We start from the raw sequence: 22,421 nt of genomic DNA, 5'->3' as shown, positions 1-22,421 counted from the left end.
TCGGACAGCCAGCGGGAAAGCGCTTTTCGCGCTGACCGGGCAATGCTAAGGGCTGGCGTCGACCCCAAGCCATGGAAAGCCGATCAAGCCGTGAAGAACAAGATACGCCGGTCTCCGCCAAAGGTGTCCGATCCCGGAGCCCCGAAGCCGCGCCGCCCTGAAAAGCGTGCCGCCACCGGCAAGCCCGACGGCGCGCAGCGGGTGGAGCGCACGCCTGCGCGAGCCGCCGACCGGCGGGAGGAGCCCGTGAGATCTGCCAAAGCGGAAGCGTCCGCGCCGCCACCGGAACGTCTGGAATTGCGCGCCGGCGAACGTCCCGGCGAACGGGTTCCGCTCATCCTGGAATCGCCCGGTGCCGGCGATTTTCACCTGATCGACAGCGGCCATGGCCTCAAGCTTGAGCAGTACGGCCCCTATCGCATCATCCGACCGGAAGCCCAGGCGCTCTGGCCGCCGGCTTTGCCCGCCCATGTCTGGGAACGGGCCGATGCGGTTTTTTCCGGCGATACGGATGAGGAGGGCATGGGCCGCTGGCGTTTTCCGCGCGAGGCGCTCGGTGAAACCTGGCCGCTTGCTTTGCTCGGCGTCGATTTTCTCGGCCGCTTCACTGCCTTTCGCCATGTCGGCGTCTTTCCCGAGCAGATTGCCCACTGGACCTGGATGAAGGAGCGCATCGAAGCCTCCAAGACGCCGCTGAAAGTCCTCAACCTGTTCGGCTATACCGGCGTCGCCTCGCTGATCGCCGCCCGGGCCGGCGCGGAAGTCACCCATGTCGATGCATCCAAGAAAGCCATCGGCTGGGCCCGCGAAAACCAGGCGCTCAGCCGCATGGACAAGGCACCGATCCGCTGGATCTGCGACGATGCAATGAAATTCATCCAGCGCGAGGAGCGCCGCGGCAGCCGCTACGACATCATCCTCACCGATCCGCCGAAATTCGGTCGCGGACCGAATGGCGAGGTTTGGCAATTGTTCGACCATCTGCCCGCCATGCTCGACATCTGCCGCGATATCCTGTCGCCGAGGGCCGAAGGTCTGGTACTGACGGCCTATTCCATTCGGGCGAGCTTCTATTCGATCCACGAACTGATGCGCGAGACCATGCGCGGCAAGCGTGGCACCGTGGAATCCGGCGAACTGGTGATCCGCGAGACCGGAGTGGATGGCAAAACGCCCGGCCGGGCGCTCTCGACCTCTCTTTTCAGCCGCTGGGTGCCCAAATGACGGAAGATTATCGCGATCACGGAGCCCGCCGGGTCGGCCAGGTCAAGGAAGTGACTAGCCTTGCCAATCCGATCGTCAAGGATATCAAGGCGCTTTCGCAGAAAAAGATGCGCGACGAGACCAGAACCTTCATGGCGGAAGGGCTGAAACTCGTGATCGATGCGCTGGAGCTTGGCTGGACCATTCGCACCCTGATCTATTCGAAAGCGGCCAAAGGCAAGCCGCTGGTCGAGAAGATCGCGGCCAGGACGGTGGCGTCCGGCGGTCTGGTGCTGGAGGTCAGCGAAAAGGTGATGGCATCGATCACCCGTCGCGACAATCCGCAGATGGTGGCCGGCGTCTTCGACCAGCGCTGGATGCCGCTTCGCGACGTGAAACTGTCAATGGGCCAGACCTGGATCGCGCTCGATCGGGTTCGTGACCCCGGCAATCTCGGCACGATCATCCGCACGGCCGATGCAGCCGGCGCCTCCGGTGTCATGCTGCTGGGCGATTGCACCGATCCGTTTTCCATGGAAACGGTGCGTGCCACCATGGGCTCGATGTTTGCTTTGCCGCTGGTCAAGGCGACGGTCACCGAGTTCCTGGCCTGGAAGGCGTCGAGCGGCGCGCAGGTGGTCGCCACCCATCTGGCCGGGGCCATCGATTATCGGACGGTCGATTATCGCCGCAAGCCGGTTGTCCTGATGATGGGCAATGAGCAGTCCGGCCTGCCGGAGGAGCTGGCCCGCCAGGCCGACGTGCTGGCCCGCATTCCGCAGGCCGGCCGCGCCGACTCGCTGAATTTGGCGATTGCCACGGGCGTGATGCTCTTTGAGGCGCGCCGCGACCAATTGAAACTCGACGAGTCGACATGACCGACAGACCTGCGCTCTTCTCTCGGCCCCTGCCGGCCCTGCTGCTGATCCTGGCGGCCCTTCTCGTCGACCAGGCGATCAAGGCCGCGGTCGAGGCCTATCTGCCGATGCATGAAGCCGTGCCGGTCATGCCCATGCTGGCCCTCTATCGGACCCACAATCTCGGCGTGGCCTTTTCCATGCTCGCCGGCATGGATGGCTGGTTCATCGTCGGCATGCGGCTCTTCATCGTTGCCTTTGTGCTCTGGCTCTGGCGCCAGACCGATGTCACCCATCGATTTGCCCATCTGGGCTATGCGATGATCATTGCCGGCGCGATCGGCAATCTGGTCGACCGTTTCGTTTACGGACACGTGATCGACTATGTCCTGTTCTATACGGATACATGGTCTTTCGCCGTCTTCAATCTGGCTGATAGCCTGATTACGCTCGGTGCTGGCCTCATTCTCCTCAACGAGATCCTCGGCCGGAGACAGCCGAACCCGTAAAACTTGAGCGTTTTGGCACACGTTCTCGAAATCAGCTGTCTGTTACTGTCCACCAATGGGTACGCTTGCGCGATTGCAGAAATGGCTGAGATTTGTCCCCGACCTTTCGTTCGGATTGGACACGGCTGCCGCTGCCCAGCAGCCGGCAAATAACGGCCGCGGCGAGGATGCGGTCGAACGTCTCGCCCGCGCCGAGCGGGTCAATGCCGCCAAGACCCGCCTGCTGGCGACCGTCAGCCATGAGATGCGCACGCCGCTGAACGGCATTCTCGGCATGACCCATCTTCTCGAGCGCACCAGTCTGACCGCCGAGCAGAAGAACTATCTGGCCGGGATCGTGCAATCCGGCGAGGCCCTGCAGCAATTGGTCGCCGACCTGCTCGATTTCTCAACCCTTGATGCCGGGCGGTTTTCCCTTCACAAGGAAACCGTCAGCCCGAGGCGGCTGGTGGAGAGCGTCATCGAGATGCTGGCGCATCGCGCCCACGAAAAGGGCGTGGAGATTGCCGCAACCATCAATGCCGATGTTCCGGCCATGCTCGATGTCGATGCGGCGCGGCTTCGCCAGGTTCTGTTCAACGTCATCGGCAATGCGGTCAAGTTCACGGCAAAGGGTGGCGTGTTTGTCAGTGCCTGCCTGGATGGCGATGCCCTTCTCATCCAGATCCGCGACAGTGGACCCGGCATGGACAGCGAAGAGCAGTCACGCCTGTTTCTGGAGTTCTCACAATCCGGCGATTCCAACCAGAAGAGCGGTGGCACCGGCCTGGGCCTGGCCATCTCAGAACGGCTGATGCGTGCCCAGGGCGGATCGCTCTCGCTCGCTCACAGCCGCAAGGGCGAGGGCAGTCTCTTCGAGATCCGGCTGCCGACCGGCAAGCATGACGACGGCGGCTTTTTCGAACGCTGTATGGCCCTGACACGGTCTGCCGTTCTGCTATTGGCCCCGGACGGGCCATCCGCCGAAGCAACGGCTGCGACCATCCGTGCGCTGGGCGGCGTCTGCCACCAGGTCATGGATGCCGGCTCGGTTCTTTCGGCCATCGACAGGGCGGCAGAGGCGGCACGGCCGTTCACCGATATCATCGTCGATCATCGTTGCGTCGGCGAGTTCAGCGAGGACGTGGCGGTGCGGCTGGATCGCTACGGCCCGGTCCGCAAGATCTACCTGGTCAGCCCCGAGGAACGATCCGGACGGCCGCATCCGGGTTTTGATGCCTGGCTCATCCGGCCACTGCGCGAGCAGACGCTTGTCGAGGTTCTGCTGGGTGTCATGCGGGGTGTCGAAATCCGGGAGCCGCTGCAGGCGCCGTCGGCGCAATCCGGCGAGCCGGCGCGTAGCGACTTGCATCACGGCAAGGCGCTTCGGGTGCTGATGGCCGAGGACGATCCTGTCAACGCCACTCTGCTGCGGGCCGTGCTGAGCAAAGCCGGGCATCAGGTCGTAGCCGTCACCGATTTCGATGCCCTGCGCCGGGCGGTATCGGCTGAGGACGGCGCCGGTTTTGATTTGATCATCACCGACCTCGGCATGCCCGGCGGCGATGGCCCGGCCGTCATCCGCTACATCCGCATGGTCGAACAGCTCCGGCATCAGAGCCGAACGCCGATCATCGTGCTGACCGGCGACATGCGCGACCATATCCGCACGGAGGTTCTGGCCAACGGCGCGGATCTCCTCTTGGAAAAACCGGTGAAGCCCAACCGCTTGCTAAAGGAAGTTCAGACTCTGGCATCCTTTCAGCCGAAAGTGTCACAAACCGGGTGAAATGCGCTGGCACCAGCGGCCCGGATGTGACAATTATTGTCACGTTCCTGTCGTACATCCATGGTTTATGACCTTAACCTGAACAGGTTCCGGACGAATCGCCATGACACTTGAACTGTTAGAACGCTCTGGCCTGCTTGACGGCAATAAGGCCTCGCCGCGCGCTCCGATCCCGGAGAAAAGCGATATCCTCGGTCGGATCGGAACGCTGGAAACGCGCCTGGCGCGCACCCAAAGCGAAGTCGATGCGGCCCAGTCGGTGCGGTTTCGGGTTTTCGTCGAAGAGATGAAAGCCCAGCTTGCGCCGGACGCCATGCGTTGCAAGCGCGATATCGACAGCTGGGATGCGATCTGCGATCATCTTCTCGTGCTCGACCGTGCCATTGAGGGCGATCCGGAAGACCAGATCGTCGGCACCTATCGTCTGTTGCGCCATGATGTGGCGCTGGCCAGCGGCGGTTATTACTCATCTTCGGAATTCGCGATCGGCGATCTGCTTGCCCGCCACCCCGACAAGCGCTTCATGGAACTCGGTCGCTCCTGCGTGCTGCCGGAATACCGCACCAAGCGGACCCTGGAGCTTCTGTGGCAGGGTAATTGGGCCTATGCGTTGCGGCACGGTGTCGATGCCATGTTCGGTTGCGGCTCGTTTCCCGGCGTTCGCCCGGAAGCCCATGCCCTGGCGCTGTCCTTCCTGCACAACAACGCCCTGGCGCAGGGTGACTGGGCGGTCGAGGCCCGCCCCGAACTGTTCCGCACCATGGATCTGATGCCGGAGGAGGCCATCAGTGCCCGCAAGGCGCTGTCGGCCATGCCGCCGCTGATCAAGGGCTATCTGCGTGTCGGCGCCATGGTCGGCTCCGGGGCCGTGGTCGATCATGCCTTCAACACCACCGACGTGCTGATCATCTTGCCGATTACCAGCATTTCGGATCGCTATCTCAACTATTATGGCGCTGACGCCGGGCGCTTCGCCAGCTGATCATTGCTTTTCCAGTCCTCAACCCGCCATTCGTGTCCGAGTTGGCGGGTTCTTTTTGAGAGGAACCGCGCGTTCGGGCTCGGCCAGGAAACAGAGCGGCTCCATTGGCAGATCGGCCAGTTCCCGCTCCGTCATATCCAATAGAGCCGGATGGCTGAGCGGATCCAGGCGCCAGATCTCAGCGCTTTGCCGAATGGCATCGGCTCGCTGACGACGTGTGATATTCCAGAAAAACTTGAACATGGATCCGCGCCTTTCTCGTAACGGGTGCTATCCTGCGGTTTGCAGCGGTTCATCCATGTGCAATGTCCCTCTTCCGGGACCAGTCCTCAATTGAGATGTGCGCTGGTTTGCTATAGAGAAACTATATGCAAAACCTCAATCTCGTGCATCTGAACGGCCTGCGCGCCGTCGAAGCGGTGGGCCGGCTTGGTTCGCTCCAGGCCGCTGCCACAGAGCTGGGCGTCTCGATCGGCGCCGTCAGCCAGCAGGTCATCAAGTCGGAACAGCAGCTTGGCCGCCAGCTGTTCGAGCGCACGCCGAAGGGCATGGTGGCGACCGAGGTCGGACAGGTCATTCTGGCGCGGCTCGGCGAAGGGTTTCGGCTCTTGTCGAGCGCGGTGGCCGCGGCCCATAGGCGCGATGAGAATGTGCTGACCATTTCTGTGGCCCCCGTCTTCGCCGCCCGCTGGCTGGTCAATCGTCTCGGCAGTTTCTCCGAGCGCTGCCCGGATATCAGCCTGAGGATCGATGCCTCATCAAGCCTGACCGATCCGGCGACGTCGGACATCGATCTGTGCATCCGCGTCGGACGGGGCACATGGCCGGGCGTTCGCTCCGAACTGCTGCTGGAGCAGCAGGTCTTTCCGGTCTGTACGCCGACCCTTGCCGCGCGGCTGAAAGCGCCCGCCGATCTTTTGAACCTGCCGGTCATCCGCGACGGAAGGGCGATGTTTTCCTGGGATGTCTGGCTGCGGGAAGTGGGCCTTGCCGGCCGGCCGGTGGAAAGCCGGCACGTCTTCAACGAGGCGTCGCTTTGCCTGGATGCCGCGATCTCCGGCCAGGGTGTCATGCTCGCCTGGCAGACACTCGCCTCCCATGCCATCCAGGCCGGACAATTGGTGGTGCCCTTCGGCCCCTGGGCGAAGACCGGCGACGGGCATTACTTCGTCACGGCCGAAAATGCCCGCCGCAGCGAACGCATCGAGGCGTTCAAGCGCTGGCTGCGCGAAGAGCTGGCCGCCGATATGGCGAAGTTGAAACAGGTGGTGGCGACCGGATGCGAGCAGCCCCCGTGGCAACCCGCATCCGATTGATCTATTCGCCGGCGTTATAGGCGGCAATCGTCGCCATGTTGACGATATCGGTGTCCTTGGCGCCCATCTGGGCGATCTGCACCGACTTGTCGAGGCCGACCAGCAGCGGGCCGATGACGGTCGAGCCGCCCAGTTCCTGCAGCATCTTGGTGGAGATCGAGGCCGAGTGAAAGGCCGGCATGACAAGCACATTGGCCGTGCCCGACAGGCGGCAGAACGGATATTGCTCCATGCGATGCACGTTGAGCGCCACATCCGCCCCCATCTCGCCGTCATATTCGAAATCGACCTGGCGGGTGTCGAGGATCTTGACCGCCTCGCGCAGCCGCTCGGAGCGTTCTCCGGTCGGATGACCGAAGGTCGAATAGGCCAGCAGCGCCACACGCGGCTCATAGCCCATGCGCCGGGCAAGACCGGCAGCACCCTCGGAAATATCGGCCAGTTCTTCCGCCGTCGGCATGTCGTGTACGGCGGTATCGGCCACCAGCACCGTGCGGCCGCGCGACAGCACCAGCGAGACACCGATCACCCGCTGGCCGGGTCTCGCATCGATGCAGCGGCGCACGTCTTCCAGTGCCGTTGAATAATTGCGGGTCGTGCCGGTCACCATGGCATCCGCATCGCCGAGCGCCACCATGCAGGCCGCGAAATGATTGCGGTCGGTGTTGATCAGGCGCTGGCAGTCGCGATGCAGGTAGCCCTTGCGCTGCAGCCGGGCATAGAGATAGTCCGTATAGGCCTCGACCCGGGTCGACACGCGGGCATTGACCAGTTCGATGCCGGGACGGTCGAGGTCGATGCCGGCCCGCTCGGCGGTGGCTTTCAGCGGTTCGTCGCGGCCCAGCAGGATGGCAGTGCCGAGCCCCTGGTTGGCAAACGAGATGGCAGCCCGCATCACCTGTTCTTCCTCGCCTTCGGCAAAGACCACGCGCTTCGGATTGGTCTTGACCCGCTCATAGAGACGCTGCGTCGTCGCCGCGATCGGGTCGCGCCGGGCCGACAGCTCACGGGCATAGGCGTCGAGATCGGGGATCGCCTTGCGGGCCACCCCGCTCTCCATCGCAGCCTTGGCCACGGCCACCGGAATGGCCGAGATCAGTCGCGGATCGAAGGGCACGGGGATGATATATTGCGGCCCGAAGCGCGGCCGGTTGCCCTGGTAGGCCGCGACCACGTCGTCCGGCACGTCTTCGCGGGCAAGGCTTGCCAGCGCCTGAGCCGCAGCGCTCTTCATCGCCTCGTTGATCGAGGAGGCCCGCACATCGAGCGCCCCGCGGAAGATATAGGGAAAGCCCAGCACATTGTTGACCTGGTTGGGATAATCCGACCGCCCGGTCGCCATGATCGCATCGCTGCGGATTTGCGCGACCTCTTCCGGCGTGATTTCCGGGTCGGGATTGGCCATGGCGAAGATGATCGGATTGGGCGCCAGCGAACGGATCATCTCGGCGCTGAAGGCACCCTTCTGCGACAGCCCGAGCACGACATCGGCCCCTGCCATGGCCTCTGCCAGGCTGCGGCGGTCGGTCTTGGCGGCATGCGCCGATTTCCACTGGTTCATGCCCTCGGTGCGGCCCTGGTAGATGACGCCCTTGGTATCGCAGAGAATGATGTTCTCATGGGAAAAACCCATGCTCTTGATCAGCTCGATGCAGGCGATCGCCGCAGCACCGGCGCCGTTGCAGACCAGCTTTGTGGTCTTGAAGTCGCGCCCCGTCAGTTCAAGGGCGTTGATCAATCCGGCCGCGGCAATGATGGCGGTGCCGTGCTGGTCGTCGTGGAAGACGGGAATATCCATCAGTTCGCGCAGACGCTGCTCGATGATGAAGCAGTCGGGCGCCTTGATGTCTTCCAGATTGATGCCGCCGAAGGAGGGGCCGAGATAGCGCACACAATTGATGAATTCCTCGACATTCTCGGTGTCGACTTCCAGGTCGATACTATCCACGTCGGCAAAGCGCTTGAAGAGCACGGCCTTGCCCTCCATCACGGGCTTGGAGGCCAGCGCCCCGAGATTGCCGAGGCCGAGAATCGCCGTGCCGTTGGAAATCACCGCCACCATGTTGCCGCGTGTCGTGTAGTCGTAAGCCGTTGCCGGATCGGCGGCGATCGCCTTGACCGGCACCGCGACGCCGGGGGAATAGGCGAGCGACAGGTCGCGCTGCGTGGCCATCGCCTTGGTCGGGGTGATTTCCAGTTTGCCGGGGCGACCCTGCGAATGGAAATCGAGCGCTTCCTGCTCGGTGACGGACGTGCGCGTCCGCTCGGCTTTGTCCTTGATCGGCATGTTTCCTCAAACCTAGTTGTGGGCAGCCATGCGTGCGGCAGCCCTTTGTTATTGTCTTTGGCGCGTTGACGTCGTTAGTGTTGCACGACTTTTCGCCCAAGAAAATATGAGGATCGTGACAATCGAAAACGCGCCTGCTGCCGAGGTTTTGAACGTCGCCGAACTCGCGTCGGAGGAGAGCCGTGCCTCCGCCACGCCGATGATGGAGCAGTATATCGAGATCAAGGCGAACAATCCCGGTTCGCTGCTGTTCTATCGCATGGGCGATTTCTACGAGCTGTTCTTCGAGGATGCCGTGGAGGCGTCGCGCGCGCTCGGCATTACGCTGACCAAGCGCGGCCAGCACATGGGTCAGGAAATCCCCATGTGCGGCGTGCCGGTGCATGCCTCCGACGATTATCTGCAGCGGCTGATCGGGCTTGGTTTCCGTGTCGCCGTTTGCGAGCAGATCGAGGACCCGGCGGAGGCCAAGCGGCGCGGCTCCAAATCGGTGGTCAAGCGCGATGTCGTGCGGCTGGTGACACCCGGCACGATCACCGAGGAAAAGCTGCTCTCGCCGTCCGAATCCAACTATCTGATGGCGCTGGCCCGCGTGCGCGGCGGTTCAGAGCCGCAGCTGGCGCTCGCCTGGATCGATATTTCCACCGGCGTTTTCCGACTGGCCGAGACGGACGCCGCACGGCTGCTCGCCGATATTTCCCGCATCGATCCGAGCGAGCTGATCGTCGCCGACGCGCTGTTCCAGGATCCCGAGATCCGCCCGGTCTTCGACGTGTTGGGCCGCGTGGTCGTGCCGCAGCCGGCGGTTCTGTTCGACAGCGCCGCGGCGGAAGGCCGGATCACCCGCTATTTCGGCGTGAAGACCCTCGATGGTTTCGGCAGCTTTTCCCGCGCCGAAATGGCCGCCGCCGCCGCCGCCGTCGCCTATGTCGAAAAGACCCAGTTCGCCGAGCGCCCGCCGCTCGGCCTTCCCGAGCGCCAGTCGGCATCCTCGACCTTGTTCATCGACGCAGCGACCCGGGCCAATCTGGAACTGGTCAAGACGCTGTCCGGCAGCCGCGACGGCGCGCTGCTAAAAGTCATCGACCGCACGGTGACCGGTGGCGGGGCGCGGCTCCTGGCCGAGCGGCTGATGTCGCCGCTGACCGACCCGGTGCAGATCGCCGACCGGCAGGATGCCATCGCCTTTCTGCTGTCGGAACCGTCGCTGGCTGATCGACTGCGTGCCGTGTTGAAGCGCGCACCCGACATGCCGCGGGCCCTGTCCCGGCTGGCGCTGGACCGTGGCGGTCCGCGCGACCTTTTGGCCATCCGCCAGGGACTGGCCACCGCCAGGGACATCGGCATGCTGTTCCGGAACGTCGATCTGCCGGCCGAACTGCGCGCCGCCGCCTCGCAGCTGCAGGCCTTGCCGGATTCCCTGGAGGCCATGCTGACAAACCTGCTGGCTGACGAATTGCCCTTGCTGAAGCGCGACGGCGGTTTTCTGCGCGATGGCGCGGATGCGGATCTGGACGAAGTAAGGGCGCTGCGCGATCAGTCGCGACGCGTCATTGCCGGCCTGCAGCTGCAATATTCCGAAGAGACCGGCATCAAGTCGCTGAAGATCAAGCACAACAATGTGCTGGGCTATTTCATCGAGGTGACGGCCGGCAATGCCGGGCCGATGATCGACACCGACGCCGCCAAGGCACGCTACATCCATCGCCAGTCCATGGCCAATGCCATGCGCTTTACCACCACCGAACTGGCCGATCTGGAAAGCCGCATCGCCAATGCGGCGGCCCGCGCGCTCGAAATCGAGCTGAAGGCCTTCGAGCGCATGGTGGCCGCTGTCGTGATGGAGGCCGAGGCGATCAAGGCCGCCGCGCGGGCGCTGGCCGCCATCGATGTCGCCGTTGGCCTGGCAACGCTTGCCGAAGAGCAAGGCTATTGCCGGCCGGTCGTCGACGACAGCCGCATGTTTGCCATCGTCGCCGGTCGTCATCCGGTCGTCGAGCAGGCGCTGCGCCGCCAGTCCTCCGGTCCCTTCATCGCCAACAATTGCGATCTGTCGCCGACCGACGGGGCGGCAGACGGGGCGATCTGGCTGCTGACCGGCCCCAACATGGGCGGTAAATCGACCTTTCTGCGCCAGAACGCGCTGATCGCCATTCTGGCCCAGATGGGCTCCTTCGTGCCGGCGGGATCGGCCCATATCGGCATTGTCGACCGGCTGTTCTCGCGTGTCGGCGCGTCGGACGATCTGGCGCGCGGCCGCTCCACCTTCATGGTCGAGATGGTCGAAACGGCGGCCATCCTCAACCAGGCCGGCGACCGTTCGCTGGTCATCCTCGACGAAATCGGCCGAGGCACGGCAACCTTCGACGGCCTGTCGATCGCCTGGGCGACTGTCGAGCATCTGCACCAGGTCAATCGCTGCCGTTCGCTGTTTGCCACCCATTTCCACGAGCTGACCGTGCTGTCGGAAAAGCTCGACCGCCTTTCCAATGTCACAATGCGGGTCAAGGAATGGGACAACGACGTGATCTTCCTGCACGAGGTCGGTCCTGGCGCTGCCGACCGGTCCTACGGCATTCAGGTGGCGCGGCTCGCCGGGCTGCCGTCTTCGGTCGTCATGCGTGCCAAGGATGTACTGTCGCGGCTGGAAGATGCCGATCGGAAGAACCCGGCAAGCCAGCTGATCGACGACTTGCCGCTGTTCCAGATCGCGGTGCGTCGCGAGGAGGCCCGCAAGGCCGGCCCGTCGAAGGTCGAGGAGGCGGTTCGGGCGCTGGACCTTGATGACCTGACGCCGCGCCAGGCGCTCGACGCGCTCTATGAGCTGAAGAAACAACTTGGCAAGTCTTGACGGTTAAGATGGTTGTCCAGCGCGCTCGAAACGCGTTATAGCGCGCCAATCGTCAACGCCTTCGACAGCAGGCCAGACAAGGGAATATCCGTAAACACCATGGCCAAGCTCGATGACGAATATCGCGACGTTCTGGATGTCGCGGGCCTGAAGGCGCAATGCGAAGCCGCGGCCAGAAGCAATAACGGCAACTTGCTGGAGACGCGCGCCGCCCTGCTGCCGATTCTCAAGAAGGCCAGCGCAGAGGGCCGGGAAGTGGCGCATCGCCGCCTGTTCCAGGACGGCAGCGGGCTGAACTGCGCCCGGATGATTTCCTGGCTTCAGGATCAGTTGATCAGCATTCTTCACGGGGTAATTGTCCATCAGGTCTATCGCGACCGAAGCAATGAAATGGCTGTGGCGGCCGTCGGCGGCTACGGCCGCGGCACGCTGGCGCCGGGCTCCGACATCGACCTTTTGTTCTTGCTGCCGCCGAAATCCGAAGGCGATGGACGCAAGGCCGTCGAGGCCATGCTCTATGTGCTGTGGGATCTCGGCTTCAAGGTCGGCCACGCCACCCGCACGGTGGAAGAATGTCTCCGCCTGTCGAAGACCGACATGACCATCCGCACGTCCATTCTCGAGATGCGCTATATTTGCGGCAACGGCGTATTGGTCAACGAACTGGAGAAGCGCTTCGATACGGAAGTGGCCGAGAAGACGGCGCCGGAATTCATTGCCGCCAAGCTTGCCGAGCGCGACGAGCGCCACCGCAAGGCTGGCGACACGCGCTATCTGGTCGAACCGAATGTCAAGGAAGGCAAAGGCGGTCTACGCGACCTGCACACGCTGTTCTGGATTGCCAAATACAACTACCACATTCGCGATTCCGCCGAACTGGTGAAACTCGGCGTCCTGTCACGCCAGGAATGGCGCCTGTTCGAAAAGTCCGACGATTTCCTCTGGGCCGTGCGCTGCCACATGCATTTTCTGACCGGCAAGCCGGAGGAGCGACTGTCCTTCGATATCCAGCCGGAGATCGCCCAGAGCCTTGGTTACCAGCCGCGTCCGGGTCTCTCGGCTGTCGAGCGCTTCATGAAGCACTATTTCCTTGTTGCCAAGGATGTCGGCGACCTGACGCGGATCATCTGCGCCACACTGGAGGAGCAGCAGGCGAAGGCCGCGCCGGGCCTGTCCGGCGTGTTGGGCCGCTTCACCAACCGTCCGCGCAAGATCCCCGGCACCATCGAGTTCATCGAGGACCGCGGTCGCATCGCGCTCGCCAATCCGGACGTTTTCAAGAACGACCCGATGAGCATCATGCGGCTCTTTCATGTCGCCGACATCCATGGCCTCGAGTTTCATCCAGACGCGCTGAAGGGCATCACCCGATCGCTCTCGTTGATCAATGACGATTTCCGCGACAGCGAGGAAGCCAACCGGCTGTTCTTGTCGATGCTGACCTCAAGGCGCGATCCGGCGCAGATCCTGCGTCGCATGAACGAGGCCGGCGTTCTCGGCAAGTTCATCCCCGATTTCGGGCGCATCGTCTCGATGATGCAGTTCAACATGTACCATCATTATACGGTCGACGAGCACCTGATCCGTACGCTGGAAGTGCTCTCGGATATCGACAAGGGCAAGACGGAGGAGATCCATCCGCTGGCCGCCAAGCTGATGCCCGGCATCGAGGACCGGCAGGCGCTTTATGTCGCCGTGCTGCTGCACGATATCGCCAAGGGCCGGCAGGAAGACCATTCGATCGCCGGCGCCAAGGTGGCACGCAAGCTTTGCCCGCGGCTCGGCCTCTCGCCGAAACAGACGGAGCTGGTCGCCTGGCTGATCGAGCAGCATCTTTTGATGTCGATGGTCGCCCAGACCCGCGACCTGCATGACCGCAAGACGATCACCGACTTTGCTGAAAAGGTGCAGTCGCTTGAGCGGCTGAAAATGCTGCTGGTGCTCACCGTCTGCGATATCCGCGCCGTCGGCCCAGGCGTGTGGAATGGCTGGAAAGGCCAATTGCTGCGCACGCTCTACTATGAGACGGAACTGCTTCTGTCCGGCGGCTTCTCGGAAGTGTCGCGCAAGGAGCGCGCCAAGCATGCCGCCGAGCAGCTCGGCAAGGCCCTGGCCGACTGGAGCCAGAAGGACCAGAAGACCTACACCAAATTGCACTACGAGCCCTATCTTCTGTCGGTAGCCCTCGAGGACCAGGTTCGCCACGCCCATTTCATTCGCCAGGCCGACAAGGCTGGCCAGGCGCTTGCGACCATGGTCAGGACCCATTCCTTCCATGCCATTACCGAGATCACGGTCCTGTCGCCCGACCATCCGCGCCTGCTGTCGATCATCGCCGGGGCCTGTGCCGCGGCCGGCGCCAACATTGCAGACGCGCAGATCTTCACCACCTCGGACGGGCGGGCGCTTGATACCATTTTGATCAACCGCGAATTCCCGATCGACGAGGACGAGATGCGCCGCGCCGCGACCATCGGCAAGATGATCGAGGACGTGCTGTCGGGGAAGAAACGCCTGCCCGAAGTCATCGCCACCCGCAGCAAGGGGCGCCGCAAGAACAAGAATTTCCCCGTGACGCCGCATGTCACTTTCTCGAACAGCCTGTCCAACAAGTTCTCGGTCGTCGAAGTCGAATGCCTCGACCGCATCGGCCTGCTGGCCGAGGTGACCGCCGTATTGTCGGATCTGTCGCTGGACATTCACTCGGCCCGTATCACCACGTTTGGCGAAAAGGTCATCGATACCTTCTACGTCACCGATCTGGTGGGCCAGAAGGTCATCAACGAGAACCGCCAGGGCAGCGTCATGGCACGGCTGAAGGCTGTGATGAGCGAACAGAGCGACGAATTGCGCGACCGGATGCCGTCCGGCATGATCGCGCCATCGCCGCAACGAACGGTCTCGCCGCCGAAAAAAGCCAGGGCCTGAACCATGAGCCTGATGAAGAAGTTCATGACGGTCGGCGGCGCGACGCTCGGCAGCCGCATCTTCGGCTTCGCCCGCGAAACGCTGATGGCGGCGGCCCTTGGCACGGGGCCGATGGCCGACGTCTTTTATGCCGCCTTCCGTTTTCCGAACCTCTTCCGCCGGCTGTTTGCCGAAGGGGCCTTCAACGCCGCCTTCGTCCCGCTGTTTTCCAAGGAGATCGAGGCGAACGGCATCGACGGTGCCAAGCGCTTCTCCGAGGAAGTGTTCGGCGTCCTGTTCTCGGTGCTGCTGCTGATCACCATTGCCATGGAACTCTGCATGCCCTGGCTGGTCGCCTGGGTCATCGCGCCGGGTTTTGCCGACGATCCGGAAAAGCTGTCGATGACGGTCAAGCTCGCCGTGGTCATGTTCCCCTATCTGATGTGCATGTCGCTGACGGCGATGATGAGCGGCATGCTCAATTCGTTGCACCATTTCTTCGCGGCAGCCATTGCGCCTGTCTTCCTCAATGTCGTGATGATCGGCGCCCTGTTCTACGCGCTCTATATCGGTGCCGATCCGGCATTGACGGCGTGGTATCTGTCCTGGTCCGTGTTGGTGGCAGGCGTCCTGCAATTGGCGGTCGTCTATGCCGGCGTGCGCCATGCCGGCATGAGCATCGGTCTCAAATTTCCGCGTATCACGCCGAACGTGAAGCGCCTGCTGATTCTGGCCGTACCGGCTGCCGTCACCGGCGGCATCACCCAGATCAACCAGATCATCGGCCAGGCGATCGCTTCCAGCAAGGAGGGCGCGATTGCCGCCTTGCAATATGCCGACCGGATCTACCAGCTGCCGCTGGGTGTCGTCGGCGTGGCCGTCGGCGTCGTGCTGCTGCCGGAACTGTCTCGGGCGCTTAAAGGCGGGCAGATGAAGGAGGCGGCCACGATCCAGAATCGCTCCATCGAATTCGTGCTGTTCCTGACGCTGCCGGCCGCCGCCGCCCTCTGGGTGCTGTCGGACGAAATCATCCGCGTCCTTTACGAGCGCGGCGCCTTCTCCGCAGAGAATACCGAAGTTGTCGCCTCGATTCTCGCGCTTTACGGCATCGGCCTGCCGGGCTTCGTGCTGATCAAGGCGCTGCAGCCGGCTTTTTATGCGCGGGAAGATACCAAGACGCCGATGCGCTTTACGGGCGTGTCGGTGGTAGTCAACTCGGCGCTGGCAATCTCGCTCTTTCCGCTGCTGGCCGAGCGCGGCATCGCGATCGCCGAGGCGACGGCCGGATGGATCAACACTGTCCTGCTGTTTTCCACCTTGCTGTGGCGCGGTGATCTGAAATGGGAATGGGCCCTGGCCGGTCGCACGGCTCGGCTGTTGATCGCGTCGGCCGCCATGGCCGGCGTGCTGGTCTATCTCTCAGACCTGTGGAGCGCCTGGCTGTCGCCGGCAACGCCGCTCTTGCAGCAGATTGGTGCGCTTAGTGCGCTGGTGGGCGTCGCCATGATCGTCTATTTCGGCATCGCCTTTGCCATCGGCGGCGCCGATCTCGGCATGCTGCGGCGCAATTTGAAGCGCAAGCCCAAAGCCTGATCCAGTAAAAGCCCTCTAGTGGCAATGGGACCATTTGCGCTTCGGGCCGATATCGACATGCACGATGCCGTTGCAGTAGCGACCGATGCCGCCGATCCCGGGCGCCGTGGCCGCCGCCGCCAGAATTTTCCTTTCCGACACACCCGGAACACGGATATCGGCCGCGTAACAATGGCTGTGCTGGGATGTGCCGGACCGCGGCCGGTGTCCTGAGGTCACCATGGGCTTTCGCCCAGTCTCGGTGGCGATATGGGCCAGGATGGCCTTCAGCTTGGTGGGAAAGCAGCTGGCCCGCACGCTGACACGCTGCAGCGTATAGGCCGCGGTATAGTCATGCTTGAAGCTGGTGGTTCGGCGTTTCTCGCTGTCGCCGGCATGGACGGTGGCGTGAAGGCTGAGCGTCAAAAGGCAGGCGAGCGCGACGCGAAAGGTATGGCGCATGGTATCCCCCGAGCAGGGCCATTCATCATGAAAGGCCTTCGTCGTTTCGATGGGGTATTTCCTTCCAAAAATAGGCGCAAATAAGGAGATATTTGCTCAGAAATAGGGTGATTTCTGCCCTAAAGGCTAACAACCGTTAATCTATTCCGAGAGCGCCTGGGAATAACATGCCTTTTGGTGTCTCGATTCAGGAGGTTGTCCCGCTCATGACGGCGGCCTTTTGGGGCCATCCCTCTCATGGTTATGGCGGCTGCACTCACGTTACTTGAATGTTTTGCGAGACCTCTTGAATGGAGCGCATTGCTTCGCCAAAGTCACTCACGCTGGCAATCCGCAGGCGCAAAATCGCTAGAATTCGGAGTTTCCGCATGCCCGTCCAATCGCTGTTTCTCACGGCCCTAATCGTCGACGACTATGAACGAGCCAAGGCCTTTTATTGCGATATGCTCGGCTTCGATTGCCTTGAGGACAGCATTCAACCGGAAGGCAAGCGCTGGGTCGTGGTGAAGCCGAAGGGCGGCGATGGTGCGGGTCTGTTGCTGGCTAAGGCCGCCAACGACATGCAGAAGGCTGCAATCGGCAACCAGACCGGCGGCCGGGTGGGCTTTTTTTTGAAGACGGATGATTTCGTTCGCGACCACGCCGCTATGTCCGCCAAGGGCGTCCGATTCCTTGAAGAGCCGCGGCACGAGGTCTATGGCTCTGTGGCGGTGTTTGCCGATCCTTATGGCAACACCTGGGATCTCATTGAACACGCGGTTCCGCCAGCCTCTTGATCCTCCGCGCTTCGCGGTGCATAAGCCGCCGCGTTAGCTACATGGCCCGTTCGGGCCTGGGGCCCTCCACCAGCCTATTGAGGACGATATGAACACGTTCAAACCGCTTGTCTTTTCCGGCGTCCAGCCGACCGGTAACCTCCATCTCGGCAACTATCTCGGCGCCATCCGCAAATTCGTCGCGCTGCAGGAAAATAATGACTGCATCTACTGCGTCGTCGATCTGCACGCGCTGACCGCCCAGCTCGTCCATGACGACATGCCGGGACAGATCCGCTCGATCACCGCGGCCTTTCTCGCCAGCGGTATCGATCCCAAGAACCATATCGTCTTCAACCAGTCGGCCGTGCCGCAGCATGCGGAACTCGCCTGGATCTTCAATTGCGTGGCGCGCATCGGCTGGATGAACCGCATGACGCAGTTCAAGGACAAGGCCGGCAAGGACCGCGAGAATGCCTCGCTGGGTCTGTTCGCCTATCCGAGCCTGATGGCCGCCGACATTCTCGTCTACCGCGCCACCCATGTGCCGGTCGGCGACGACCAGAAGCAGCATCTGGAACTGGCGCGCGACATCGCCATGAAATTCAACATGGACTTCATGGAAAAGATCCGCGCCTCGGGCTACGGCGTCGACATCACGGTCGGCGAAGAGCCGGTGCATGCCTATTTCCCGATGGTCGAGCCGCTGATCGACGGCCCGGCGCCGCGCGTCATGAGTCTCAAGGACGGCACCAAGAAGATGTCGAAGTCGGATCCCTCCGATCTGTCGCGCATCAACCTGATGGACGATGCCGAGACGATCGCCCGCAAGATCCGCAAGGCCAAGACCGATCCCGACGCGCTGCCAAGCGAAGTCGACGGCCTGAAGGGCCGGCCCGAGGCCGACAATCTGGTCGGGATCTTTGCAGCGCTTGCCGACAAGACCAAGGCCGAGGTTCTGGGCGAGTTCGGCGGCCAGCAGTTCTCGGTGTTCAAGCCGGCGCTGATCGAACTGGCCGTCGACGTCCTGGCACCGGTCAACGCCGAAATGCGCAAGCTGATGGCTGATCCGGGTCATATCGACGCGGTACTGCGCGACGGCGGGCAGCGCGCCCGCGAAAGGGCGGAAAAAACCATGAAGGAAGTCCGCGACATTATCGGTTTCGTGCAGTAAAGTTGCCCCGCCTGGGGAGGAACTCGGCCCCCGCTCGATTCGGGCGGAGGGCTGACATTGACGGCAATGTAATCTGGCGGCGGGGCTATCGAATGGTTTCTAAGCGTCTATCGCGTCTGGAAGGTCACCGGCGCAAGTTCATGGCGGTGATCGATGGGACACCGGAATGCTATCGTGCCGTGCACTATGCCGGACGGCGTGCGAAGAACTCCAACGGCGGCCTTGTCCTGCTCTACGTCATCCCCGAAGGGGATTTTCAGCAATGGCTGGGTGTAGAGGAGATCATGCGGGCCGAGGCGCGGGAAGAGGCCGAAGCGGCTTTGGCCAAGGCGGCCCAGACTGTGCGGGAAACGATCGGCACGGAGCCGGAAATCGTCATCCGCGAGGGAAGTGCCGCGACCCAGATCCATGCACTGATCGAGGAGGATCGCGACATCGCCATTCTGGTGCTGGCGGCCGGCTCGACCAAGGAAGGGCCGGGTCCGCTGGTCTCCATGATCGCCGGACGCACGGCGGCTTTTCCCATCCCGGTCACGGTTCTACCCGACAGCTTGACCAATGAAGAGATCGACGCGCTGTGCTAAAGGCTGCCGCCGGATGACAATCATCATTTCGTGACTTGTCGGCGGGGGCCAATGCTCCTATTTTGGAAGTATTCTAAAAACCGATGCGCGCCGTAACGCCGCAAGGAGAGACCCAATGTTCATTCAGACCGAATCCACGCCGAACCCGGCAACGCTGAAGTTTCTGCCCGGCAAGGTGGTCATGGCGACCGGAACCGCGGATTTCCGCAGCGTCGACGGTGCAGCGGACTCGCCTCTGGCCCAGCGCCTGTTTGCCATTCCCGGCGTCAGCGCCGTGTTCTTCGGCTACGACTTCATCACCGTCACCAAGGACGGCCCGGAATGGGCGCATCTGAAGCCGGCCATCCTCGGCACGATCATGGAGCATTTCATGACCGGCGCGCCGGTCCTGCAGTCGGCTGTCGCCAATGACGAAGAATCCGACGAAGAGTTCTTCGATGCCGGCGACGAGACCATCGTCCAGACCATCAAGGAACTGCTGGAGACCCGCGTTCGGCCTGCCGTCGCCCAGGATGGCGGCGACATCACCTTCCGTGGTTTCCGCAACGGCAAGGTCTTCCTCAACATGAAGGGCGCCTGCGCCGGTTGCCCGTCTTCGACCGCCACCTTGAAGCACGGCGTGCAGAATCTGCTGCGTCATTTCGTGCCGGAAGTGCAGGAAGTCGAAGCAGTCTGAGCAAAGGCGGGTTGGGGGGATGATCGTTCTGGCGATCGATACGGCCGGCGTCGATTGCGCCGCCGCACTTTACGATAGCGACAAGGATTGCCTGCTGGCCGAGGTCAGCGAGACGATCGGTCGTGGCCATGCGGAAAAGCTGATGGCGATGATCGATCAGGTGCTGGATGCTGCCCATCTGCCGATGCAGGCCGTGGAGCGGGTCGGCGTCACCATCGGTCCGGGTTCGTTCACCGGCATACGAGTCGGGCTGGCAGCCGCCCGCGGCCTCGCTCTCGGGCTTGACGTCGAAATCGTCGGCGTCTCGACGCTGCAGGTCATGGCAGCGGCCTATCGCCAGACGGCAGGTGCGAAGAGCGTTCTGTCGGCAATCGACGCCAAGCGCGGTGAGGTCTATGCGCAGGCATTTGATGACGATGGCGTGCCGATCGGCGAGCCACAGCTTCTGAAGGCCGATTTTGCTGCGGATCTGGTGCGACAGGAGGGACTCGCCGTGACGGGATCGGCAGCCTCGCTGCTGCTGTCCGGTGAACCGGACGAACGTCCCGATCATTTCCCGATCGAAATCGTCGCAAGGCTGGCCGCTGAAGCGCCGGTCGGCGACAAGCCAAAACCGCTCTACCTCCGCGGCCCGGATGCCAAGCCGCAAACCGGCTTTGCCGTCGCAAGAATGTGAACTGTCGATGCGTGACACGATCTTTACCCGCAAGCCCGAATTCGAAATCCTGCCGATGACCGCCGACGACTGCGCCGCGGTGTCGCAACTGCACGGCCAGCGCTTTGCGCGACCGTGGAACGACGGCGAGTTCCTGAGCCTGCTGTTGCAGCCCAATTCCTACGGTTTTGTCGCCCGCCAGACCAATGCCCTGATCTTCAAGCCGCCGCTCAGCGGTTTCGTGCTGGCGCGCGAAGTGGCCGGCGAGGCGGAAATCCTGACGATCGCCGTTCATGACAAGGTCGGCCGGGCCGGGCTCGGCTGGCGCCTGATGCAGGCAGCGATGCGCGAAGCCCATGCGCGCGGCGGCGAGGCGATGTTCCTGGAGGTCGACGATGGCAATGCCGCGGCGATCGGCCTCTACAGGAAGCTCGGATTCGAGAAGGCGGGCGAACGCCCGGCTTATTATGCGGACAACCAGGGCCGCAAATCCGCGGCGCTTGTCATGAAGCGTGTTCTTCGGTAACTGCCTGTAGTGAAACGAACGGCATTGAACCCGGATTGCCATGAACGAGATCGTCAAATCGCTGGAGGAATTGTGCGCCGAGCGCGGCATGCGCATGACCGAGCAGCGCCGTATCATCGCGCGCATTCTGGAAGAATCGGATGATCATCCCGATGTCGAGGAATTGTATCGCCGTTCGGTGAAAATCGATGCGCGGATTTCGATCTCGACCGTCTATCGCACGGTAAAACTGTTCGAGGATGCCGGCATCATCGAGCGCCACGATTTCAGGGATGGCAGGTCACGTTACGAAACGGTGCCCGAAGAACACCACGATCACCTGATCGACCTGAAGACCGGCGTGGTGATCGAATTCCATTCGCCGGAAATCGAGGCTCTCCAGGAGCGGATCGCCCGCGAGCATGGTTTCCGCCTGGTGGATCATCGGCTTGAACTCTATGGCGTTCCCCTCAAGAAGGACGATCGCTGAGACGATGGGCAGCGTCCGGGAAAGACACGATTGATCACCTGGATAAGGATCGTTCTGGTTCTGTCGGCCATCGCCCTGATGACCGTGGTTCTGGCGCCGCTGCAGATGGTCGGCCTTGTCTTCGATCTCAAGCTGCGCCGCCGGCTGCCGCGCCTCTGGCATAGGATGGCCTGCTGGCTCTTGGGGATCCGCATTCATGTCCACGGCGAACTTGATCGCCGCCGTCCACTGATGATTGCTGCCAATCACGCCTCCTGGAAGGATATTCTGGTGCTCGGTTCCCTGGCCGATGTGGTCTACATCGCCAAGGCGGAAGTAGCCGAATGGCCTGTCTTCGGCGTGCTCTCCAAGCTCCAGAAGACGATCTACGTGGTGCGTGAGCAGAAACGCACGACCGGCGACCAGGTCGGCGAAATCGCCCGTCGCATGGCCGATGGCGAGATCGTCGTGCTGTTTCCCGAGGGAACCACGTCCGATGGCAATCGCATGCTGGAGGTCAAGTCGTCGTTGTTTGGTGCCGCCGCCGCCGCCCTGCCGCTGGCCCCGGCGGGCATCGTCTATGTCCAGCCGGTGGCAATCGCCTATATGCGCGTGCAGGGCATGCCGATGGGGCGTTACCACAGGCCGATCGCCGGCTGGCCGGGTGACGTCGCGCTGCTGCCGCATCTGCTCGGCGTGCTCAAGGCGGGGGCGCTGGACGTCGATGTCACCTTCGGCCGCTCGATCGAGCATACCAAGGCCAGCAAGCGCAAGGAGGTCAGCTCGCGCATCGAGGTGATGATCCGTCGCATGCTTCTCGACCGGTTGCGCGGTCGGCATAAGCAGTAACGACGGTGCTTGCACATTTTTTGATTTTATATCCGGCAGA

20 protein-coding genes are annotated in these 22,421 nt (G+C 62.6%); 17 read left to right on the top strand and 3 right to left on the bottom strand.

The features are described 5' to 3' along the window. The first annotated feature begins 90 nt into the window (after positions 1-90). The 5 genes from HFC70_RS01860 to HFC70_RS01840 all read left to right on the top strand — a co-directional run bounded on the left by HFC70_RS01860 (position 91) and on the right by HFC70_RS01840 (position 5,319). Positions 91-1,224: a class I SAM-dependent rRNA methyltransferase gene (locus HFC70_RS01860; RefSeq protein ID WP_168471493.1), complete on the top strand. Its 1,134-nt coding sequence runs from the start codon at positions 91-93 to the stop codon at positions 1,222-1,224. Further along, positions 1,221-2,081, top strand: coding sequence for an RNA methyltransferase (locus tag HFC70_RS01855; protein ID WP_168471492.1), 861 nt, complete (start codon positions 1,221-1,223; stop codon positions 2,079-2,081). The genes HFC70_RS01860 and HFC70_RS01855 overlap by 4 nt, the downstream gene beginning before the upstream one ends. Next, positions 2,078-2,569, top strand: a complete 492-nt coding sequence (gene lspA / locus HFC70_RS01850; protein ID WP_168471491.1) for a signal peptidase II — start codon at positions 2,078-2,080, stop codon at positions 2,567-2,569. Before HFC70_RS01855 ends, lspA begins: the two co-directional genes overlap by 4 nt. 115 nt (positions 2,570-2,684) lie before the next feature. Beyond that, positions 2,685-4,337: a hybrid sensor histidine kinase/response regulator gene (locus HFC70_RS01845; RefSeq protein WP_168471490.1), complete on the top strand. Its 1,653-nt coding sequence runs from the start codon at positions 2,685-2,687 to the stop codon at positions 4,335-4,337. A 103-nt stretch (positions 4,338-4,440) separates the two neighbouring features. Then, complete coding sequence (locus tag HFC70_RS01840) at positions 4,441-5,319, top strand: GNAT family N-acetyltransferase (protein ID WP_168471489.1); 879 nt, start codon at positions 4,441-4,443, stop codon at positions 5,317-5,319. 18 nt (positions 5,320-5,337) lie between these two features. Here the strand turns inward: HFC70_RS01840 and HFC70_RS01835 are convergent, their stop codons facing one another. After that, positions 5,338-5,562: a hypothetical protein gene (locus tag HFC70_RS01835; RefSeq protein WP_168471145.1), complete on the bottom strand. Its 225-nt coding sequence runs from the start codon at positions 5,560-5,562 to the stop codon at positions 5,338-5,340. A 125-nt stretch (positions 5,563-5,687) separates the two neighbouring features. Between HFC70_RS01835 and HFC70_RS01830 the strand changes: the two genes are divergently transcribed. Beyond that, positions 5,688-6,635: a LysR substrate-binding domain-containing protein gene (locus tag HFC70_RS01830; protein ID WP_168471488.1), complete on the top strand. Its 948-nt coding sequence runs from the start codon at positions 5,688-5,690 to the stop codon at positions 6,633-6,635. 1 nt (position 6,636) lies between these two features. On the opposite strand, the gene HFC70_RS01825 is transcribed toward HFC70_RS01830, so the two are convergent. Further along, positions 6,637-8,922 (bottom strand): NADP-dependent malic enzyme, encoded by a 2,286-nt coding sequence (locus HFC70_RS01825; RefSeq protein ID WP_168471487.1) that lies wholly within the window; start codon positions 8,920-8,922, stop codon positions 6,637-6,639. Positions 8,923-9,121: 199 nt separating this feature from the next. Here HFC70_RS01825 and mutS point away from each other — a divergent pair, with 199 nt between their 5' ends. From mutS to murJ, 3 genes are all read left to right on the top strand, one after another. Next, positions 9,122-11,773 carry a DNA mismatch repair protein MutS gene (mutS, locus tag HFC70_RS01820; protein ID WP_246735635.1) on the top strand — a complete coding sequence of 884 codons (2,652 nt, stop codon included), beginning with the start codon at positions 9,122-9,124 and terminating at the stop codon, positions 11,771-11,773. Between the two features lie 99 nt (positions 11,774-11,872). Beyond that, a complete protein-coding gene (locus HFC70_RS01815; RefSeq protein WP_168471485.1) occupies positions 11,873-14,701 on the top strand; it encodes a [protein-PII] uridylyltransferase in 2,829 nt (942 codons plus the stop codon). 3 nt (positions 14,702-14,704) lie between these two features. Next, positions 14,705-16,273: a murein biosynthesis integral membrane protein MurJ gene (murJ, locus tag HFC70_RS01810; RefSeq protein ID WP_168471484.1), complete on the top strand. Its 1,569-nt coding sequence runs from the start codon at positions 14,705-14,707 to the stop codon at positions 16,271-16,273. 15 nt (positions 16,274-16,288) lie between these two features. On the opposite strand, the gene HFC70_RS01805 is transcribed toward murJ, so the two are convergent. Further along, positions 16,289-16,714, bottom strand: coding sequence for a DUF882 domain-containing protein (locus HFC70_RS01805; RefSeq protein WP_168471483.1), 426 nt, complete (start codon positions 16,712-16,714; stop codon positions 16,289-16,291). Positions 16,715-17,082: 368 nt separating this feature from the next. Between HFC70_RS01805 and HFC70_RS01800 the strand changes: the two genes are divergently transcribed. From HFC70_RS01800 to HFC70_RS01765, 8 genes are all read left to right on the top strand, one after another. Beyond that, the gene (locus HFC70_RS01800) at positions 17,083-17,490 is read left to right on the top strand and encodes a VOC family protein (RefSeq protein ID WP_168471747.1); all 408 of its coding nucleotides are present in this window, start codon (positions 17,083-17,085) and stop codon (positions 17,488-17,490) included. Between the two features lie 88 nt (positions 17,491-17,578). Beyond that, complete coding sequence (gene trpS, locus HFC70_RS01795; protein ID WP_168471482.1) at positions 17,579-18,643, top strand: tryptophan--tRNA ligase; 1,065 nt, start codon at positions 17,579-17,581, stop codon at positions 18,641-18,643. Between the two features lie 92 nt (positions 18,644-18,735). Then, entirely contained in the window at positions 18,736-19,227 is a 492-nt protein-coding gene (locus tag HFC70_RS01790; RefSeq protein ID WP_168471481.1) for a universal stress protein, read from the top strand. A 115-nt stretch (positions 19,228-19,342) separates the two neighbouring features. Then, complete coding sequence (locus HFC70_RS01785) at positions 19,343-19,903, top strand: NifU family protein (protein WP_168471480.1); 561 nt, start codon at positions 19,343-19,345, stop codon at positions 19,901-19,903. A 19-nt stretch (positions 19,904-19,922) separates the two neighbouring features. Beyond that, entirely contained in the window at positions 19,923-20,579 is a 657-nt protein-coding gene (gene tsaB, locus HFC70_RS01780; RefSeq protein WP_168471479.1) for a tRNA (adenosine(37)-N6)-threonylcarbamoyltransferase complex dimerization subunit type 1 TsaB, read from the top strand. A gap of 7 nt (positions 20,580-20,586) precedes the next feature. Continuing rightward, positions 20,587-21,084, top strand: coding sequence for a GNAT family N-acetyltransferase (locus HFC70_RS01775; RefSeq protein WP_168471478.1), 498 nt, complete (start codon positions 20,587-20,589; stop codon positions 21,082-21,084). A 40-nt stretch (positions 21,085-21,124) separates the two neighbouring features. Further along, positions 21,125-21,553: a Fur family transcriptional regulator gene (locus tag HFC70_RS01770; protein ID WP_168471477.1), complete on the top strand. Its 429-nt coding sequence runs from the start codon at positions 21,125-21,127 to the stop codon at positions 21,551-21,553. Positions 21,554-21,583: 30 nt separating this feature from the next. Further along, positions 21,584-22,381, top strand: coding sequence for a 1-acyl-sn-glycerol-3-phosphate acyltransferase (locus HFC70_RS01765; RefSeq protein ID WP_168471476.1), 798 nt, complete (start codon positions 21,584-21,586; stop codon positions 22,379-22,381). Positions 22,382-22,421 lie beyond the last annotated feature (40 nt).

It is taken from the genome of Agrobacterium sp. a22-2 (assembly GCF_012276985.1).
Taxonomy (GTDB): domain Bacteria; phylum Pseudomonadota; class Alphaproteobacteria; order Rhizobiales; family Rhizobiaceae; genus Allorhizobium.
The sequence above is the reverse complement of the archived record's forward strand: the minus strand, read 5'-3'. Positions and strand labels throughout refer to the sequence as shown.

Excerpts from the sequence above, each read along its gene's own strand:
- HFC70_RS01800 (WP_168471747.1), top strand. The coding sequence starts at position 17,083 with ATGCCCGTCCAATCGCTGTTTCTCACGGCCCTAATCGTCGACGACTAT.
- murJ (WP_168471484.1), top strand. The coding sequence starts at position 14,705 with ATGAGCCTGATGAAGAAGTTCATGACGGTCGGCGGCGCGACGCTCGGC.
- HFC70_RS01835 (WP_168471145.1), bottom strand. The coding sequence starts at position 5,562 with ATGTTCAAGTTTTTCTGGAATATCACACGTCGTCAGCGAGCCGATGCC.
- HFC70_RS01830 (WP_168471488.1), top strand. The coding sequence starts at position 5,688 with ATGCAAAACCTCAATCTCGTGCATCTGAACGGCCTGCGCGCCGTCGAA.
- trpS (WP_168471482.1), top strand. The coding sequence starts at position 17,579 with ATGAACACGTTCAAACCGCTTGTCTTTTCCGGCGTCCAGCCGACCGGT.
- HFC70_RS01775 (WP_168471478.1), top strand. The coding sequence starts at position 20,587 with ATGCGTGACACGATCTTTACCCGCAAGCCCGAATTCGAAATCCTGCCG.
- lspA (WP_168471491.1), top strand. The coding sequence starts at position 2,078 with ATGACCGACAGACCTGCGCTCTTCTCTCGGCCCCTGCCGGCCCTGCTG.
- HFC70_RS01790 (WP_168471481.1), top strand. The coding sequence starts at position 18,736 with ATGGTTTCTAAGCGTCTATCGCGTCTGGAAGGTCACCGGCGCAAGTTC.
- HFC70_RS01815 (WP_168471485.1), top strand. The coding sequence starts at position 11,873 with ATGGCCAAGCTCGATGACGAATATCGCGACGTTCTGGATGTCGCGGGC.
- HFC70_RS01770 (WP_168471477.1), top strand. The coding sequence starts at position 21,125 with ATGAACGAGATCGTCAAATCGCTGGAGGAATTGTGCGCCGAGCGCGGC.
- HFC70_RS01805 (WP_168471483.1), bottom strand. The coding sequence starts at position 16,714 with ATGCGCCATACCTTTCGCGTCGCGCTCGCCTGCCTTTTGACGCTCAGC.
- HFC70_RS01785 (WP_168471480.1), top strand. The coding sequence starts at position 19,343 with ATGTTCATTCAGACCGAATCCACGCCGAACCCGGCAACGCTGAAGTTT.
- mutS (WP_246735635.1), top strand. The coding sequence starts at position 9,122 with ATGATGGAGCAGTATATCGAGATCAAGGCGAACAATCCCGGTTCGCTG.
- tsaB (WP_168471479.1), top strand. The coding sequence starts at position 19,923 with ATGATCGTTCTGGCGATCGATACGGCCGGCGTCGATTGCGCCGCCGCA.
- HFC70_RS01825 (WP_168471487.1), bottom strand. The coding sequence starts at position 8,922 with ATGCCGATCAAGGACAAAGCCGAGCGGACGCGCACGTCCGTCACCGAG.
- HFC70_RS01840 (WP_168471489.1), top strand. The coding sequence starts at position 4,441 with ATGACACTTGAACTGTTAGAACGCTCTGGCCTGCTTGACGGCAATAAG.
- HFC70_RS01855 (WP_168471492.1), top strand. The coding sequence starts at position 1,221 with ATGACGGAAGATTATCGCGATCACGGAGCCCGCCGGGTCGGCCAGGTC.